Annotated in this window: 15 protein-coding genes; 5 read left to right on the forward strand and 10 right to left on the reverse strand. The window is 68.4% G+C overall.

Annotation, left to right across the window (positions count from 1 at the left end):
* The first annotated feature begins 23 nt into the window (after positions 1 to 23).
* Positions 24 to 1,298 carry an APC family permease gene (locus tag LGN10_RS06370; RefSeq protein WP_059639345.1) on the forward strand — a complete coding sequence of 425 codons (1,275 nt, stop codon included), beginning with the start codon at positions 24 to 26 and terminating at the stop codon, positions 1,296 to 1,298.
* A gap of 87 nt (positions 1,299 to 1,385) precedes the next feature.
* Here the strand turns inward: LGN10_RS06370 and LGN10_RS06375 are convergent, their stop codons facing one another.
* The 4 genes from LGN10_RS06375 to LGN10_RS06390 all read right to left on the reverse strand — a co-directional run bounded on the left by LGN10_RS06375 (position 1,386) and on the right by LGN10_RS06390 (position 4,044).
* Positions 1,386 to 1,682 (reverse strand): XRE family transcriptional regulator, encoded by a 297-nt coding sequence (locus LGN10_RS06375; RefSeq protein ID WP_006479223.1) that lies wholly within the window; start codon positions 1,680 to 1,682, stop codon positions 1,386 to 1,388.
* 74 nt (positions 1,683 to 1,756) lie between these two features.
* On the reverse strand, positions 1,757 to 2,116 hold the full coding sequence (locus tag LGN10_RS06380) for a type II toxin-antitoxin system RelE/ParE family toxin (RefSeq protein WP_059639909.1): 360 nt from the start codon (positions 2,114 to 2,116) through the stop codon (positions 1,757 to 1,759).
* Positions 2,117 to 2,243: 127 nt separating this feature from the next.
* Entirely contained in the window at positions 2,244 to 3,230 is a 987-nt protein-coding gene (pcaQ, locus tag LGN10_RS06385) for a pca operon transcription factor PcaQ (RefSeq protein WP_226222358.1), read from the reverse strand.
* Between the two features lie 76 nt (positions 3,231 to 3,306).
* Entirely contained in the window at positions 3,307 to 4,044 is a 738-nt protein-coding gene (locus tag LGN10_RS06390; RefSeq protein WP_059582244.1) for a helix-turn-helix domain-containing protein, read from the reverse strand.
* Positions 4,045 to 4,164: 120 nt separating this feature from the next.
* Here LGN10_RS06390 and LGN10_RS06395 point away from each other — a divergent pair, with 120 nt between their 5' ends.
* The 3 genes from LGN10_RS06395 to pcaG all read left to right on the forward strand — a co-directional run bounded on the left by LGN10_RS06395 (position 4,165) and on the right by pcaG (position 6,332).
* Complete coding sequence (locus tag LGN10_RS06395; RefSeq protein WP_226222360.1) at positions 4,165 to 4,749, forward strand: YiiX/YebB-like N1pC/P60 family cysteine hydrolase; 585 nt, start codon at positions 4,165 to 4,167, stop codon at positions 4,747 to 4,749.
* 278 nt (positions 4,750 to 5,027) lie between these two features.
* On the forward strand, positions 5,028 to 5,735 hold the full coding sequence (gene pcaH, locus LGN10_RS06400) for a protocatechuate 3,4-dioxygenase subunit beta (RefSeq protein ID WP_060311079.1): 708 nt from the start codon (positions 5,028 to 5,030) through the stop codon (positions 5,733 to 5,735).
* Positions 5,736 to 5,738: 3 nt separating this feature from the next.
* Positions 5,739 to 6,332, forward strand: coding sequence for a protocatechuate 3,4-dioxygenase subunit alpha (gene pcaG, locus LGN10_RS06405; RefSeq protein ID WP_226222362.1), 594 nt, complete (start codon positions 5,739 to 5,741; stop codon positions 6,330 to 6,332).
* A 454-nt stretch (positions 6,333 to 6,786) separates the two neighbouring features.
* On the opposite strand, the gene LGN10_RS06410 is transcribed toward pcaG, so the two are convergent.
* Positions 6,787 to 7,566: an AraC family transcriptional regulator gene (locus LGN10_RS06410; RefSeq protein ID WP_226222460.1), complete on the reverse strand. Its 780-nt coding sequence runs from the start codon at positions 7,564 to 7,566 to the stop codon at positions 6,787 to 6,789.
* A 125-nt stretch (positions 7,567 to 7,691) separates the two neighbouring features.
* Between LGN10_RS06410 and LGN10_RS06415 the strand changes: the two genes are divergently transcribed.
* The gene (locus LGN10_RS06415; RefSeq protein WP_060311082.1) at positions 7,692 to 8,471 is read left to right on the forward strand and encodes an alpha/beta fold hydrolase; all 780 of its coding nucleotides are present in this window, start codon (positions 7,692 to 7,694) and stop codon (positions 8,469 to 8,471) included.
* Positions 8,472 to 8,506: 35 nt separating this feature from the next.
* Here the strand turns inward: LGN10_RS06415 and LGN10_RS06420 are convergent, their stop codons facing one another.
* The 5 genes from LGN10_RS06420 to gsiB all read right to left on the reverse strand — a co-directional run bounded on the left by LGN10_RS06420 (position 8,507) and on the right by gsiB (position 13,864).
* Entirely contained in the window at positions 8,507 to 9,334 is an 828-nt protein-coding gene (locus LGN10_RS06420) for a M55 family metallopeptidase (RefSeq protein ID WP_059582258.1), read from the reverse strand.
* The gene (locus LGN10_RS06425) at positions 9,331 to 10,413 is read right to left on the reverse strand and encodes a P1 family peptidase (RefSeq protein WP_226222364.1); all 1,083 of its coding nucleotides are present in this window, start codon (positions 10,411 to 10,413) and stop codon (positions 9,331 to 9,333) included. The genes LGN10_RS06420 and LGN10_RS06425 overlap by 4 nt, the downstream gene beginning before the upstream one ends.
* The gene (gene gsiD, locus LGN10_RS06430) at positions 10,413 to 11,306 is read right to left on the reverse strand and encodes a glutathione ABC transporter permease GsiD (RefSeq protein WP_059582264.1); all 894 of its coding nucleotides are present in this window, start codon (positions 11,304 to 11,306) and stop codon (positions 10,413 to 10,415) included. The genes LGN10_RS06425 and gsiD overlap by 1 nt, the downstream gene beginning before the upstream one ends.
* Before the next feature lie 7 nt (positions 11,307 to 11,313).
* Positions 11,314 to 12,234, reverse strand: coding sequence for a glutathione ABC transporter permease GsiC (gene gsiC / locus LGN10_RS06435; protein WP_059582267.1), 921 nt, complete (start codon positions 12,232 to 12,234; stop codon positions 11,314 to 11,316).
* Positions 12,235 to 12,301: 67 nt separating this feature from the next.
* Positions 12,302 to 13,864, reverse strand: coding sequence for a glutathione ABC transporter substrate-binding protein GsiB (gene gsiB, locus LGN10_RS06440; protein ID WP_060311085.1), 1,563 nt, complete (start codon positions 13,862 to 13,864; stop codon positions 12,302 to 12,304).
* Positions 13,865 to 13,869 lie beyond the last annotated feature (5 nt).

Here is a 13,869-nt window from a genome sequence, read left to right on the forward strand (position 1 = left end):
AAGACTTCCGGAGACTGCCGCTCATGCGTTCGCATGCCGATTCGCCCGCTGCCCATCACGCGGGTTCGCTGACCATTTTCCAGGGCGCCGCGCTCTATATCGGCGCGGTGCTCGGCACCGGCGTGATCGCGCTCCCCGCGCTCGCCGCCGACGTGGCGGGGCCGGCCTCGCTGCTCGCGTGGGCCGCGCTCGTCGTGCTGTCCGGGCCGCTCGCGGCCACCTTCGCCGCACTCGGCGCCCGCTATCCCGATGCGGGCGGCGTGTCGACCTACGCGCGGCGCGCATTCGGCCCGAAGGCCGCGGCCGTCGTCGGCTGGTGCTTCTACTTCGCGGTGCCGGCCGGCGCGCCGGCCGCGGCAATGTTCGGCGGTGCCTACGTCGCCGCTGTCACGGGCGGCGGACACACGACGATCATCGTCACGGCCGCCGCACTGATCGCCGTCGTATCGGCCGCGAACGCATTCGGCGTTACCGTGTCGGGCCGCATGCAACTCGTGTTGTCGGCGCTGCTCGTCGCGCTGCTGCTCGCAGCGGTGCTCGCATCCGCGCCGCATGCACGCACCGCGAACCTGCATCCGTTCGCCCCGCACGGCTGGCTCGCGGTCGGCCAGGCCGCCGCGCTGCTCGTATGGAGCTTCGCCGGCTGGGAAGCGATCACGCATCTCGCGGCCGAATTCCGCCGGCCCGCGCACGACATGCCGCGTTCGGCCGGCATCGCGGTCGTGGTCGTCGGGTTCCTGTATCTGTCGGTCGCCGCCGCGAGCGTGACGGTGCTCGGGCCTTCCGCGGGCGCATCGGGCGCGCCGCTCGCCGAACTGATCGCGGGCGGCATCGGCGGCCATGCGCAGGTGCTCGCGGCGGCCGCCGCGCTGCTGCTCACGCTGGGCACGATGAACGCGTATTTTGCCGGCGCGGCGAAGCTCGGCGCGGCGCTCGGACGCGACGGCGCGCTGCCTGCGTGGCTCGCACAGGGCAGCCAGGTCGGCGGCGTGCCGCGCCGCAGCCTCGGCGTGATTGCCGTGCTCGCGGCCATCGCGCTGGCCGCCACGACGCTGTCGGACGTCGGGCCGAAGCCGCTCGTGCTCGTGACGTCCGGATGTTTCGTGATGGTGTACGGGCTCGGCGCGGCGGCCGCGCTGAAGCTGCTGCCGCGCGGCGGGATCGCGTATCGCTGCGCGTGGATTTCGCTGATTGCGGTGGCCGGGCTGTTCGTGACGACCGGCTGGTATTTCCTGTGCCCGCTGCTGCTCGCGGGCGGCGCGTTGCTGTATCTGCGGATCACCCGAGCGCGTCGATGACCCGGCATGCGCACGCGGGCCGGCGCTCGACAACTCGCCGCGTGAACGATCGCGTCGATCCGGCCGCGCGCCGTTCGTTCGCGCCGCTCAGGCCGGCACGAGCTCGAAGCTGAGCCGTTTGCCGAGCGCGGCGGCCGCGCTCGCGAGCGTCGCCAGCGTGAGGCTCGTGTCGGTTTCGTCAAGCAGCCGGTTGAGCGCGGCGCGGCTGGTTTTCATCCGCGCGGCCATCGCCGTTTTCGTGATGTGCTGCGCCTTCATTTCCTGCCCGATCTGCCACGCGATCACGCGCTTGATCGCGGTGGCGGTGGCCGCTTCGAGGTTGCCGTCCGCTTCGAGGAAGGCGTCGAAATCGCTGCCGATATACGGATTGTTCGTGGTCGTCATGTCGTACTCCTGGTGCATGGCGTTGCCGGCTGCCCGACCGTCGGAGACGGTGCGTTCCGGCGCAACCGGGGAATTCAAATGGCGCGCGTCAGCGTTTTCAGGCGCGCGACGGTGACGTCGAGATCGTCCGACGGCGTGGCTCGCGACTGCTTGAAGAAGCCGTGCAGCAGCACCATCGTGTCGCCGACGACCGTGAACAGCACGCGTGCGCTTCGCCCCGGCACCGTCACGCGGATCTCCCATAGATCCTTCGCCATCTTCCGGACCAGCGGCATGCCGAGCGGCCAGCCGAGTTGAACGGTCTTGATCTCTTCGCCGATCGCCCTTCGCTCCAGTCGCCCGAGCGCGTTGAGCCATTCGCGCACCGGCTCGTTGCCGCGAGCCGTCCGGAAGAACCGCACGCCGAGCGTGACCTGAATCTGCTGTCTCGCCATCGTCTTGTCGTCCATCGTATCAAAAACGGTACGATATGCCAAGCACCCCGATGACGGCTACTGACCGGATGGCCGATCCCGCGGCAAGAAGAGAGGTCGGGTCCGGCGCATCGTCAGGCCCGATGGATCAACGCTTGTCGCGAGCAGGCTTGCGCGCCGCGCGTGGCGCCCGAGGCGCTCGCGCATCGCCGAACCGCGACCGTGCGATGTCGCGCACCGCATCGATCAGCGTCCGCGCGACGGGCGACGGCTGCGCATCGGTGCGCAGCACGAGCCCGACCGGCTCGTCGGTGCCCGCCGACGGTAGCGGCAGGCGCGCCAGCGCGCCGGCCGACAGATCGTATTCCGCCGCATAGAGCGGCACGAACCAGACCGCGTCGTTCTCGAGCGCCAGCGCGCGCGCGACCGATACCGACAGCACCTCGATGAAGGAATCGAGCGGCGGCGCGCCGCATGCGCCGAGCAGTTGCTCGGCGGACTGGCGGATCAACGTGCCGAACGGCGGCAGCACGACCGGATAGCGTGCGAGCTCGGTGGCCGGCGCCGCGCTCGCGAGCAGCGGATGGCCGGCGCGCACGACCGCGGCGAGCGGCTCGTTGTACAACTGCTCGAACGCGAGCCCGATCATCCGTTCGGGCTCCGACAGCCGCCCGATCGCGCATTCGATCGCCCCGGATTTCAGGCGCTCCAGCAAGTCGGCGTTCGCGGCCGTCGCGATCCGCACGACGATGCGCGGCCAGCGTGCGGTCAGCGCCTTCATCAAGGCCGGCGCGAGCGAGGCCGCGACGGTCGGCAGCATGCCGATTTCCAGCGTCGCGGCGGCGGCCCCGCCCTCGCGTGCCAGCAGCCCGACGCCCTGCCGCAGCGCCAGCACGCACGCGTTCGCGTGCGGCATGAACAGTTGCGCCTCGCGGGTCGGCTGCGCGCCGTGCCGGCCGCGCTCGAACAGCTTCACGCCGAGGATCGTCTCCAGTTCGGCGATCGTCTTCGACACGGCCGGTTGCGTGATCGACAGGCTTTCGGCCGCCTTCTGCACGCCGCCCAGTTGCGCGACCGCGAGAAAACACTGCAGGTGACGGAATTTGACGCGGCCGTCGGCGATACGGTTGTTCATAACGGATGGTTATGCGAATGACGATGAATCGCCATTTTGCATAACTTCCCGGAAAGGCCCAAGCTTTCCGGCGACGTCAGGCATGACGCCGCAGCGCGTGGAATCCGGTCGGCTCCCAGATCCGTTTCGCGATCAGCAGCGCCGTGCCGTGCTTCTGCCCGAGCGGCGCGGACGACGACTCCGCGTGCAGCGCCGCCGCCTTGCTGGCAAGCCGCCGCAGTTCCTGTTCGAGCTCCGCGGCGGCAGCATCCGTCAGCATCCCTTGCAGGAACGTCATCGTCTCGCCCGGGCCGTCGAAGCGGCTGCCGAGAAAGTCGTCGAGCACGTGCGCATGGAAGTAGCGGCGAATCGGCCCGCCCGGCAGCCAGTCGAAATCGCGCGCGACGCGCACGCGAATCCGGTCGCCGGGCAGCAGCGCGATCACGTTCATCCGGTCGAGCATCAGCAGGTATTTCACGCACTCGGCCTGCGTGAGACGGTAGGCCGACACGATGTCCTGCACGGTCCAGTAGTTGATCGCGCAGACGGCGACGAGCAGCAGCTTCTCGTCCGACACGAGCAACGCCTCCTGCTGCTCGGTCAGCACGCGCAGGCGCGGCGCGGACGCCGACGCCTCCTGCACGAGCTCGGCGAGCGTATAGCCGAGCAACTGCGCGATCTCCACGACGCGCTCCAGCGTGAAGCGGCCGCTCGCGAACAGCCGCTTCACGCTCGTCTCGGAGACGTCGAGCGCACGCGCGACGTCCCGGTAAGTCATGCCCTGCGCCTTCAACTGGCGCTTCAGCGTTTCGATGAGTTGGGCGGTCTCGGTCATGGCGGTATCGAAAAATGATGCTCGAGGTCGAATATTAGGCCACTCGCACATCCACATCAGCACTTTGGGTTACTTGTCTGCATAATCCGCTCCGTCCTGTCACGCAACGACGGAGCCGAAATGACCACCCGAATCGACACAGCCGCCTGCGAACCGCACCACACCGCACCGCGCGATGCGCGCGGCACCGATCGCGCGATGCCGCTCGCCACCGTGCGCACGCTGGCCGCCGGCGCGCATGTCGGCGATCTGGTGTTCATCCGCGTGCCGGCCGGTGCGCCGGATGCCGCCGCCGGTGCGAACGGCTCGGTCGAAACATCGGGCACTTGGGCCAATCGCTTCGGCATCGTCGTCGATACGTCGGGCGACGAACCGGTGATCGCCGAGCCGGCGGCGTTCGCGTGGACGAAGCTCACGCCGCTGTCGCGCTTCGTCGCCCGTACCGACGGCGGACGCATCGCACTGGCGCGCCGTGTCGCGGCGGCGTCGGCCGACGCGCAGCGTCACGCGCATGCGCTGGCCGAACAGCGGATCGATGCGCTGCTCGGCAGTCGCTTCAAGCCGCGGGCGCGGCGTGGCTTCTGCACGCGGTACGTGACCGAGGTGCTCGGCGCCGGCCACGCGGCGACACCCGCGGCCCTGCTGCGCAGCGGCACGCTGGCGCTCGAATTCGACGGGATCGTGCTCGATCCCGGCCGTCCATGACGACGGGCACGCTCGGGGAGACCGGATAACAACGAGAACGAACGACAAAAAACAGTGACGGGCTGGCTGGAGGGCCGTGCACGGGGTCGTCGCCGACGACGCGAAGCCCGATCGCTTTTTTCCGCCGGACAGGCTTTCTGTCCGGCGGAATTTTCATTGCGGGCAAAAACATAACGAACTGTTATGCGATTCGCGAAAAAAGGTCATTTTGCATAACTTTCCGGATTGGCTAAAGTCGTGCCATCCACTTCGCGAAAAAACCTGACAGGAGACGCCCGATGGATTCCCCCACGATCCTCACGCCGCGCGACTGGCCGTCGCATCCGGCCTATGTTCACCCCGAGTACCGTTCATCCGTGAAGCGCGGCCCGACCCGCCCGCTGATTCCGCTGAAGGAGAAGCTGCGCGACCAGTACGCGCCCGTCTACGGCGCGGAAGATCTCGGCGCGCTCGACCACGACCTGACGAAGAACGCCGTGAAGAACGGCGAGCCGCTGGGCGAGCGGATGGTCGTCACCGGCCGCGTGCTCGACGAAGGCGGCAAGCCCGTGCGCAACACGCTCGTCGAGGTGTGGCAAGCCAACGCGGCCGGCCGCTACGTGCACAAGGTCGACCAGCACGACGCGCCGCTCGATCCGAACTTCCTCGGCGCCGGCCGCTGCCTGACCGACGACGAAGGCCGCTACCGCTTCCTGACGATCAAGCCCGGCGCATATCCGTGGGGCAACCATCCGAACGCGTGGCGCCCGAATCACATCCACTTCTCGCTGTTCGGCGATTACTTCGGCTCGCGTCTCGTCACGCAGATGTACTTCCCCGGCGATCCGCTGCTCGCGTACGACCCGATCTTCCAGGGCACGCCCGAAGAAGCGCGCGAGCGCCTGATCTCGCGCTTCTCGATGGACATCACAGAAGAAGGCTATGCGCTCGGCTACGAATTCGACATCGTGCTGCGCGGCCGCGACGCCACCCCGATGGAGCGCTGAACCATGACGACGCTGAAGCAAACCCCTTCGCAGACGGTCGGCCCGTACTTCGCGTACGGCCTGTGCCCGCAGCAATACGGCTACGACCTGAAAAGCCTGTTCACGCCGACGATCGCCGCCGCGCACGCCGAAGGCGAGCATGTGCTGCTGGTCGGGCAGGTATTCGACGGCGACGGCAACGTCGTGGGCGACGCGGTGCTCGAATTCACGCAGGTGGACGCCGCCGGCCGCTACCCCGCGTCGCGCGACGACGTCGCGAAATCCGGCTTCACGGGCTTCGCGCGGGTCGGCACGGGCACCGATCCGCAGCAGCGCTTCGTCGTCGAGACGGTGAAGCCGGGCCGCGTCGCCGCGGACGAGGCGCCGCACATCAACGTGACCGTGATGATGCGAGGGATCCTCACCCATGCGTTCACGCGCGTGTACTTCGACGACGAAGCAGCCGCGAACGCGGTCGACCCCGTGCTGAACGCGGTGCCGGCCGAGCGCCGCGCGACGCTCGTCGCGAAACGCGACGCGCAGCCGGGCCGCCCGATCGTCTACCGCTTCGACATCCGCATGCAGGGGCCGGAAGAGACCGTATTCTTCGACGTTTGACGCATGCGGCAGGCTTCGCCTGCCACCGCACCGCCGTGTGGCGCGATACCGACCGGCATCGCGCCACACGGCGTTTCGGGCCACCCTTCGATGGTGCGCCGCGTCGTGATGCACGGCGGCTGCGGACGCCCGGCGTCATTGGCTTCCCGTGCCGATATCGAACGCGCGATCGAAACGCATGCTGCGACAGCACATCAGTCGTATGGGCGACACGATATCGTTTGCGCGTTATGCGGCGTATGCTTCGTTATCCGCCGCGAGCCGACAGAATTGAATCGCACGAAGAGACAATGACAGGGATGATGCGCGACGCTGCCCGGCAGGCGGCCCGCGCATTTTTTCAGACAGAGTGCCTTTAAACGCGTCTGGCCGAAGTTGGCGGACGCGTATTTTTTTGGCGCGTTTTTGGCGCGGCGGCCCACGCAAGCGCTTGGCTCGTGCCGAATCCTGGCGTCTAGCGACGAATCTCCAGATAGCGACTCGGCGTGTCGCCCAGAATGCGGCGAAACGCCGACGTGAACGCGCTCGCGCTCGCATAGCCGAGATCGAGCGCGACGCGCGTCACCGGCTGCCCGTCGGTCAGGCGGGAAATCGCCGCGAGCATGCACACCTGCTGGCGCCACGCGGCGAAACTCACACCCGTCTGCGCACGGAACTGCCGCGTGAACGTGCGCCGGCTCACGCCCGCGTCGGCCGCGACCCGGTCGAGATCGGCCGCGATCGACGGCGCCGCGAACAGGTGCCGGCACACCTTCGCCAGCCGCGCGTCGGCCGGCAGCGGCGCATGCAGCGACAGGCGCGGCATCGTCGCGATTTCCGCAACCAGCAGATCCATCAGCTTGCCCGCGCGACCGTCGACGTCGTACATGGCCGGCAAATCGATCGCATCGTCGATCAGTTGCCGCAGCAGCGGCGACACGCCATACACGCCGCACTGGGTGGGCAGCCCGGCCGCCTGCGCGGCGTCGACGGTCACGAATGCGTTGAGCATCGTGACCGGCCCGGTCATCGTCATTTCGTGCCGCACGCCGGCCGGCACCCAGCACGCGCGCTGCGGCGGCACTAGCCATCGGCCGTGCGGCGTCGACACGCTGATCGTGCCGCGCGACGCGAACGCGAATTGTCCGCGCACGTGCGCGTGCTCCGGAAACGTCATGCCCGCCGCAAAGTCGTTGGCGGTCACGACCACGCTCCGGGGAATGTGTTCGTAAGGATCTAGCCCGAATTCCATCATCAATGACCCGATATCGAAGGCGGGTCGCCTTCGAACGATCTACGATCCGCTCCACCGTTGCGCGACCTCTCGGCCGCAACACCCGCCGGCCGGATCGGCCGGCGGGCAACCTCATCGGAGCGGACATGCCGAATACGTTTCATCGCGTGGGGGACGGCCCCCACCCTGTTCTCGTGCTGCACGGCTGGTTCGGCGACGCCCGCGCGTTCGAACCTCTCGAGGCGTGGCTGTCGCGCGAGCACTTCAGCTATGTCTTCATGGACTACCGAGGCTACGGCCGCATGCGCGACGCCCGCGGCAACTACACGATCGACGAGATCGCCGCCGACACGCTCGCGCTCGCCGACGCGCTCGGCTTCCCGACCTTCAGTCTGGTCGGCCATTCGATGGGCGGCATGGCGATCGAGAAGATCGCCGCCCTCGCGCCCGACCGCGTGCGCGCGCTGGTGCCGATCGCGCCCGTCCCGTGCGGCGGTCTGCCGTTCGACGCCGCGCGACGCGCGCTATTCGAGCGCGCTGCCGACCACCTCGCCGATCGCCGCACCATCATCGACCGCAGCACCGGCAACCGGCTGCCCGCCGCCTGGATCGAGTGGAAAGCCGCGTATTCGGCCGCCTGTTCGTCGGCGCGGGCATTCGGCGCGTACTTCCGCGCGTGGGCCGATACGGATTTCAGCGGAGACATCACGGGCATCCATCCGGTCAAGGTACTGATCGGCGAGCACGATCCGGCGTTCGACGCGGCGCTGATGGCCCGCACCTATCTGCGACGCTATCCGCTCGCCAGCGTCGACGTGCTGCGCAACGCGGGCCACTATCCGATGAACGAAACCCCACTCGCACTGGTCGCGGCGATGGAAGCATTCCTGCTCGCCGCAACGGCCCGCCCCGTCGCGATCGGCTGACCGGCCGCGCGCCGGCGGCATCGTCGCGGCACGCATCAGCGCAGCATGAACGACATCGCCGACAGGCTGTTCAGCGTGCGCACCGCGTGCTCGACCGATGGCCCGTCGAAGCGCAGCGTCACCGCATCGACGCGCTCGAGCGACGGCAGCACGCAGAACAGGTCGGCAAGCGCGGCGGTCTGCACGCGCAACGTGCACGCGGCCGGCGCGGGCCGATGCGCGCCGGCGCGCACGCCGGCCGACAGCGCCCGCGCGACCGTTTCGCGCGCCGCGGCCGCGATGCGCGCGCACGACGCGGACGGCGTGAGCGTCTCGCCGCTCGATGCGCCGCCGGCCGTCTTGACCGTCTCGAAACGCGCGTCCGGAAACAGCGGCTGCGTTTCGTCGGCGAATACGTCGTCGCCGGTCGCGAGCGCGACGTGCGCGCCGTATTCGCGCGCCAGCGCGCCGTACAGCCCGGCTTCGCCGAGCTCGACGCCGTTCAGCCACACCTGCGTGAATGCAAAGCTGTTGATCGTGTGCCCGAGCACGCCGCGCGTCTGCGATTTCGCGTGATAGCCGATCATGAATACGAGATCGGGCTGCTGTTCGAGGCCCGTCATCATGCCGAGCGTACGCGGCTTGCCGAGCACGACACGCGCCCGCGCATCGAGCCCGTCGGGCAGCAGGTTGCGAAAGCCGCCGTGCGAGTCATTGACCCAGACGGCCTGCGCGCCGCCGGCGAACGCGCCTTCGATCGCCGCGTTCGCCTCGGCGGTCATCCAGCGGCGCGCGCGTTCGTATTCCGGATTGCCGGCACGCGTCTGCTCGGCGGCGAATACACCGGCGACACCCTCGATGTCGGTCGAGATCAGGATCTTCATGACTGGGTCGGATGCCCTGCGTTATCTTCGTTGAACAAGCGGTCGAGATCGGGCGCCGCGTCGCGCAGCGATTGCCGCACGTGGCCGTCGCGTCCGGTGACCGTCACCGCCTGCAGCAACGCGTCGGCGATCGCGTGCTCGACGCTTTCGGCCGCGGCCATGAACAGCGGATCGAGCGCCGCATCGGCGACGAGGGCCGGCAGCGCGATCGTCGACGCGTCATGCGCAATCGTGTACGCGGTCGAGAAGGCAAGCGCGATGTCGCCGCTGCCATGCCCGTAGACCGAGCCCGTACGGGCCAGTCCGGCCCCCGCGCGGCGCGCGAGCCGCGACAGTTGCCGCGCGTCGAGCGGCGCATCGGTGGCCAGCAGCAGGATGATCGAGCCCTGCTCGGGCGGCGCAGTGTGCGCGGCTTCGGCCGCGCGCCGTTGTGCGACGATGCGCCCGAGCGGCACACCGCCGAGTGTCAGCATCGACAGCCGGCCGAAATTCGCGAGCACGAGCGCGCCGACCGTATACGGCCGGCCGGCCGCGACGGCCACGCGCGACGCGGAACCGATTCCTCCTTTCAGGTCGAAGCACGACATCCCGCGCCCGGCGCCCACCGCGCCGCGTGCGACGTCCCGCGATGCCGCGCGGCAGGCGTCGTCGTAATGCGCGGCGGTGACCGCGAAGGCCTGGATGTCGTTCAGGTACCCGTCGTTGCACTCGAACACGAGCGGATTGACGGTCGGCCAGTCGCGGCCGATCCGCGGATTCGCCGCGATCGCCGCGCGAATCTGCGCGTGGGCGACCGCGCCGACGCCGAACGTATTGGTCAGCGCGATCGGCGTATCGAGCGTGCCGAGTTCGTCGACCTGCACGAGCCCGACGCTCTTGCCGAAACCGTTGATCACGGCCGCCCCGGCCGGCACCTTGCCGCGGTACACGTCGCCCGGATGCGGCTTCACGACGGTCACGCCCGTCTGCACGCTGCCGGCATCGAGCGTGCAATGGCCGACGGTCACGCCCGGCACGTCGGCGATCGTGCCGCGCGGCCCGGCCGGCAGCGTCGCCGCCCACATCGATGCAGCCCGCATCAACGGCGCTCCAGCTTCGGGTCGAGCGCGTCGCGCAGCCCGTCGCCGAGCAGGTTGAACGCGAGCACGGTGAGGAAAATCGCGAGGCTCGGGAACACCGCGATGTGCGGCGCCGTCACCATGTCCGCGCGCGCCTCGTTGAGCATCGCGCCCCACTCAGGCGTCGGCGGCTGCGCGCCGAGCCCGAGGAACGACAGGCTCGCGGCCGTGATGATCGACGTGCCGATGCGCATCGTGAAATAGACGACGACCGACGACACGGTGCCCGGCAGGATGTGCCGCATGATGATCGTCCAGTCCGACGCGCCGATGCTGCGCGCGGCCTCGACGTAGGTCATGTGCTTGAGCATCAGCGTGTTGCCGCGCACGAGCCGCGCGAACGCCGGGATGCTGAAGATCGCGACCGCGCAGATCACGTTGATCATCCCGTTGCCGAGGATCGCGACCACGCCGATCGCGAGCAGGATGCCCGGGAACGCGAACAGCACGTCGGCCACGCGCATCGTGATGCGGTCCCACCAGCCTTCGTAATAGCCGGCAAGCAGCCCGAAGAACGTGCCGATCACCGCGCCGAGCGCCACCGAAAAGAAGCCGGCGGCCAGCGAAATCCGCGTGCCCGCGACGATCCGGCTGAAGATGTCGCGGCCGAGCGAGTCGACGCCGAACCAGTGCACGGCCGACGGCCCCGCGTTCAGCGCGTCGTAGTCGAAATAGTTTTCCGGATCGAACGGCACGATGTGCGGGCCGACGAACGCGAGCACGACGAGCGCCAGCACAAAGCCGCCCGCGACGAGCGCGATGGTCTGCTTGCGGAACTTGCGCCAGAATTCGCGCCACGGCGTGCGGATCGCGGTCGGTGCGGCCGGCGCCGCGGGCTGGACAGTCGCGTTCATGCGCGCCTCACTTGAACCGGATGGTCGGGTTGATGACCGCGTACAGCACGTCGACGGTCAGGTTGATCAGGATGAATTCCAGCGAGAACAGCAGGACGATCGCCTGGATCACCGGGTAGTCGCGCATCGTCACCGCGTCGACCAGCAGGCGCCCGAGCCCCGGCCAGTTGAACACGGCCTCGACGACGATCGAGCCGCCGAGCAGGAAGCCGAACTGCAGCCCCATCATCGTGACGACCGGGATCATCGCGTTGCGCAGGCAGTGCTTGAGCACGACCATCGGCTCGTGCACGCCCTTCGCGCGTGCGGTGCGCACGAAATCCTCGTTCAGCACCTCGACGAACGACGCGCGCGTGAAGCGCGCCATCACCGCCGCGACCGCGGCGCCGAGCGTCAGCGACGGCAGCACGTAGCTCTTCCACGTGCCGTCCGGCACGACCGGCAGCCAGCCGAGCTTCACCGAGAAGATCTCCATCAGCAGCATGCCGAGCGCGAACGCGGGAAACGAGATGCCCGACACCGCGAGCGTCATCCCGAGTCGGTCGGGCCAGCGATTGCGCCAGACCGCCGACGCAATGCCGATCGCCATGCCGAACAGCGTGGACCACACCATGCTGACGAGCGTGAGCAGCAGCGTCGGCATGAAACGCTCGCCGATCTCGGTCGACACCGGCCGCTTGCTGCGCGTCGACACACCGAAATCGCCGTGCGCGATCTTCGCGAAGAAGCGCGCGAATTGCGCGGGCAGCGGCCGGTCGAGCCCGAGATCGGCGCGCACGAGCGCGACCGTCGCCTCGTCGGCTTCGGGGCCGGCCGCGAGCCGCGCCGGGTCGCCCGGCAGCAGGTGCACGAACAGGAACACCAGCACCGCGACGATCGCGAGCGTGGGCAGCAGGCCGAACAGGCGTTTGACGAGAAAATTCAGCATGGGACACCGATCGAGTCAGCGCACCGGCGGCTTACGCCGCCGGCACTGCGTGGCGGGCAAGCCGCCGTCATTTCACCGAGATCTCGTCGAAGTTGAACGAACCGTCCGGCATCACGTACGCGCCCTGCAGCCGCTTGCTGCGCGCATACACGATCTTCTCCTGCACGAGGAAGATCCACGGCGCATCGGCCCAGATCTGCTTCTGCGCATCGGCGTACAGCTCGGCCTTCTTCGTGCGGTCGACCGTCTCGAGCGCCTTCGTCAGATCGCCGTCGACCGCGTCGTTCTTGTAGTACGCGGTGTTGACGAGCTTCGGCGGCGCCGACGCGCCGGCCAGCAGCGGCGTGATCGCCCAGTTCGCCTCGCCCGTCGACGACGACCAGCCGATGTAGTACATCCGCACCGGCGCCTTCGCCGGATCCGGCGCGCTCTCGACCTTCGCGACGCGTTCGCCGGCTTCCAGCGCCTGCACCTGCACCTTCACGCCGACCTGCGCGAGCTGCTGCTGCACGAACTGGATCGCCTTCTGCGACGTCGAGTTGTTATACGCGGACCACAGCGTCGTCTCGAAGCCGTTCGGATAGCCGGCTTCCTTCAGCAGCGCCCGCGCCTTCGCCGGGTCGTACGGCCAGGGCCCGAGCTTCGTCGCGTAATCGACGCCCTGCGGCACCACGCCGGTCGACGGCGTCGCGAAACCGGAGAATGCGACCTTCGCGAGCGCTTCCTTGTTCACCGCGTAGTTCAGCGCCTGGCGCACCTTCGGGTTGTCGAACGGCTTTTGCAGCATGTTCAGCGACACGTAGCGCTGCACGATCGACGGCCGCTCGACGACGTCGACCTTCGGGTTGCTCTTCAGGTCGGCCGCCTGCTCGAACGGAATGCGGAACGCGAAATCGGCTTCGCCCGTCTTCATCAGCGCCGCGCGCGTGTTGTTGTCGACCACCGGCTTCCAGTCGATCGCGTCGATCTTCGGATAGCCCTTCTTCCAGTAGCCGGCGAACTTCTTCACCTTCAGATCGTCGGTCTGCTTCCACTCGACGAACTCGAACGGGCCGGTGCCGACCGGATGCAGCGCGATGTCGCGGCCCCACTTCTTCAGCGCGGCCGGCGAAATCATCACGGCCGACGGGTGCGCGAGCGTGTTGATGAACGCCGAGAACGGCTCGCGCAGCGTGACCTTCACCGTGGTCGGATCGACGGCCTCGGTCTTCTCGATCACGCGGAACATGTTGTAGCGCTTCAGGTGGTTCGCGGGATCGGTCACGCGGTCGAAGTTCGCCTTCACGGCCGCCGCGTTGAAATCGGTGCCGTCGTGGAACTTCACGCCCGAGCGCAGCTTGATCGTGTATGTCTTCGCGTCGGGGCTGGCTTCGTAGCCGGTCGCGAGCACGTTGACGAGCTTCATGTCCTTGTCGAAGCCGAACAGCCCCTGGTAGAACGACTTGACGACGGCCTGCGACACCGTGTCGTTCGCGTCGTACGGGTCCATCGTCGTGAAGGTCGAATCCACCGCCATCACCGCGGTCTGCTGCGCGAACGCGGGCAGCGCGGCCGACAGCGCGAACGCGCCGGCGAGCGCGACGAAGCATGCGCGCGGACGAAACATCGGAAACGGATGCTGCTTGTTCATTTTGC

Source organism: Burkholderia sp. AU32262 (assembly GCF_020419985.1).
GTDB classification, from domain to species: Bacteria; Pseudomonadota; Gammaproteobacteria; order Burkholderiales; family Burkholderiaceae; genus Burkholderia; species Burkholderia semiarida.

Bases quoted from the DNA above. Each gene is read 5' to 3' on its own strand.
- LGN10_RS06410 (WP_226222460.1), bottom strand. From the start codon at position 7,566: ATGATGGAATTCGGGCTAGATCCTTACGAACACATTCCCCGGAGCGTG.
- LGN10_RS06380 (WP_059639909.1), bottom strand. From the start codon at position 2,116: ATGGCGAGACAGCAGATTCAGGTCACGCTCGGCGTGCGGTTCTTCCGG.
- gsiD (WP_059582264.1), bottom strand. From the start codon at position 11,306: ATGAACGCGACTGTCCAGCCCGCGGCGCCGGCCGCACCGACCGCGATC.
- LGN10_RS06395 (WP_226222360.1), top strand. From the start codon at position 4,165: ATGACCACCCGAATCGACACAGCCGCCTGCGAACCGCACCACACCGCA.
- pcaG (WP_226222362.1), top strand. From the start codon at position 5,739: ATGACGACGCTGAAGCAAACCCCTTCGCAGACGGTCGGCCCGTACTTC.
- pcaQ (WP_226222358.1), bottom strand. From the start codon at position 3,230: ATGAACAACCGTATCGCCGACGGCCGCGTCAAATTCCGTCACCTGCAG.
- gsiB (WP_060311085.1), bottom strand. From the start codon at position 13,864: ATGAACAAGCAGCATCCGTTTCCGATGTTTCGTCCGCGCGCATGCTTC.
- LGN10_RS06370 (WP_059639345.1), top strand. From the start codon at position 24: ATGCGTTCGCATGCCGATTCGCCCGCTGCCCATCACGCGGGTTCGCTG.
- LGN10_RS06390 (WP_059582244.1), bottom strand. From the start codon at position 4,044: ATGACCGAGACCGCCCAACTCATCGAAACGCTGAAGCGCCAGTTGAAG.
- LGN10_RS06415 (WP_060311082.1), top strand. From the start codon at position 7,692: ATGCCGAATACGTTTCATCGCGTGGGGGACGGCCCCCACCCTGTTCTC.
- LGN10_RS06375 (WP_006479223.1), bottom strand. From the start codon at position 1,682: ATGACGACCACGAACAATCCGTATATCGGCAGCGATTTCGACGCCTTC.
- gsiC (WP_059582267.1), bottom strand. From the start codon at position 12,234: ATGCTGAATTTTCTCGTCAAACGCCTGTTCGGCCTGCTGCCCACGCTC.
- LGN10_RS06425 (WP_226222364.1), bottom strand. From the start codon at position 10,413: ATGCGGGCTGCATCGATGTGGGCGGCGACGCTGCCGGCCGGGCCGCGC.
- LGN10_RS06420 (WP_059582258.1), bottom strand. From the start codon at position 9,334: ATGAAGATCCTGATCTCGACCGACATCGAGGGTGTCGCCGGTGTATTC.
- pcaH (WP_060311079.1), top strand. From the start codon at position 5,028: ATGGATTCCCCCACGATCCTCACGCCGCGCGACTGGCCGTCGCATCCG.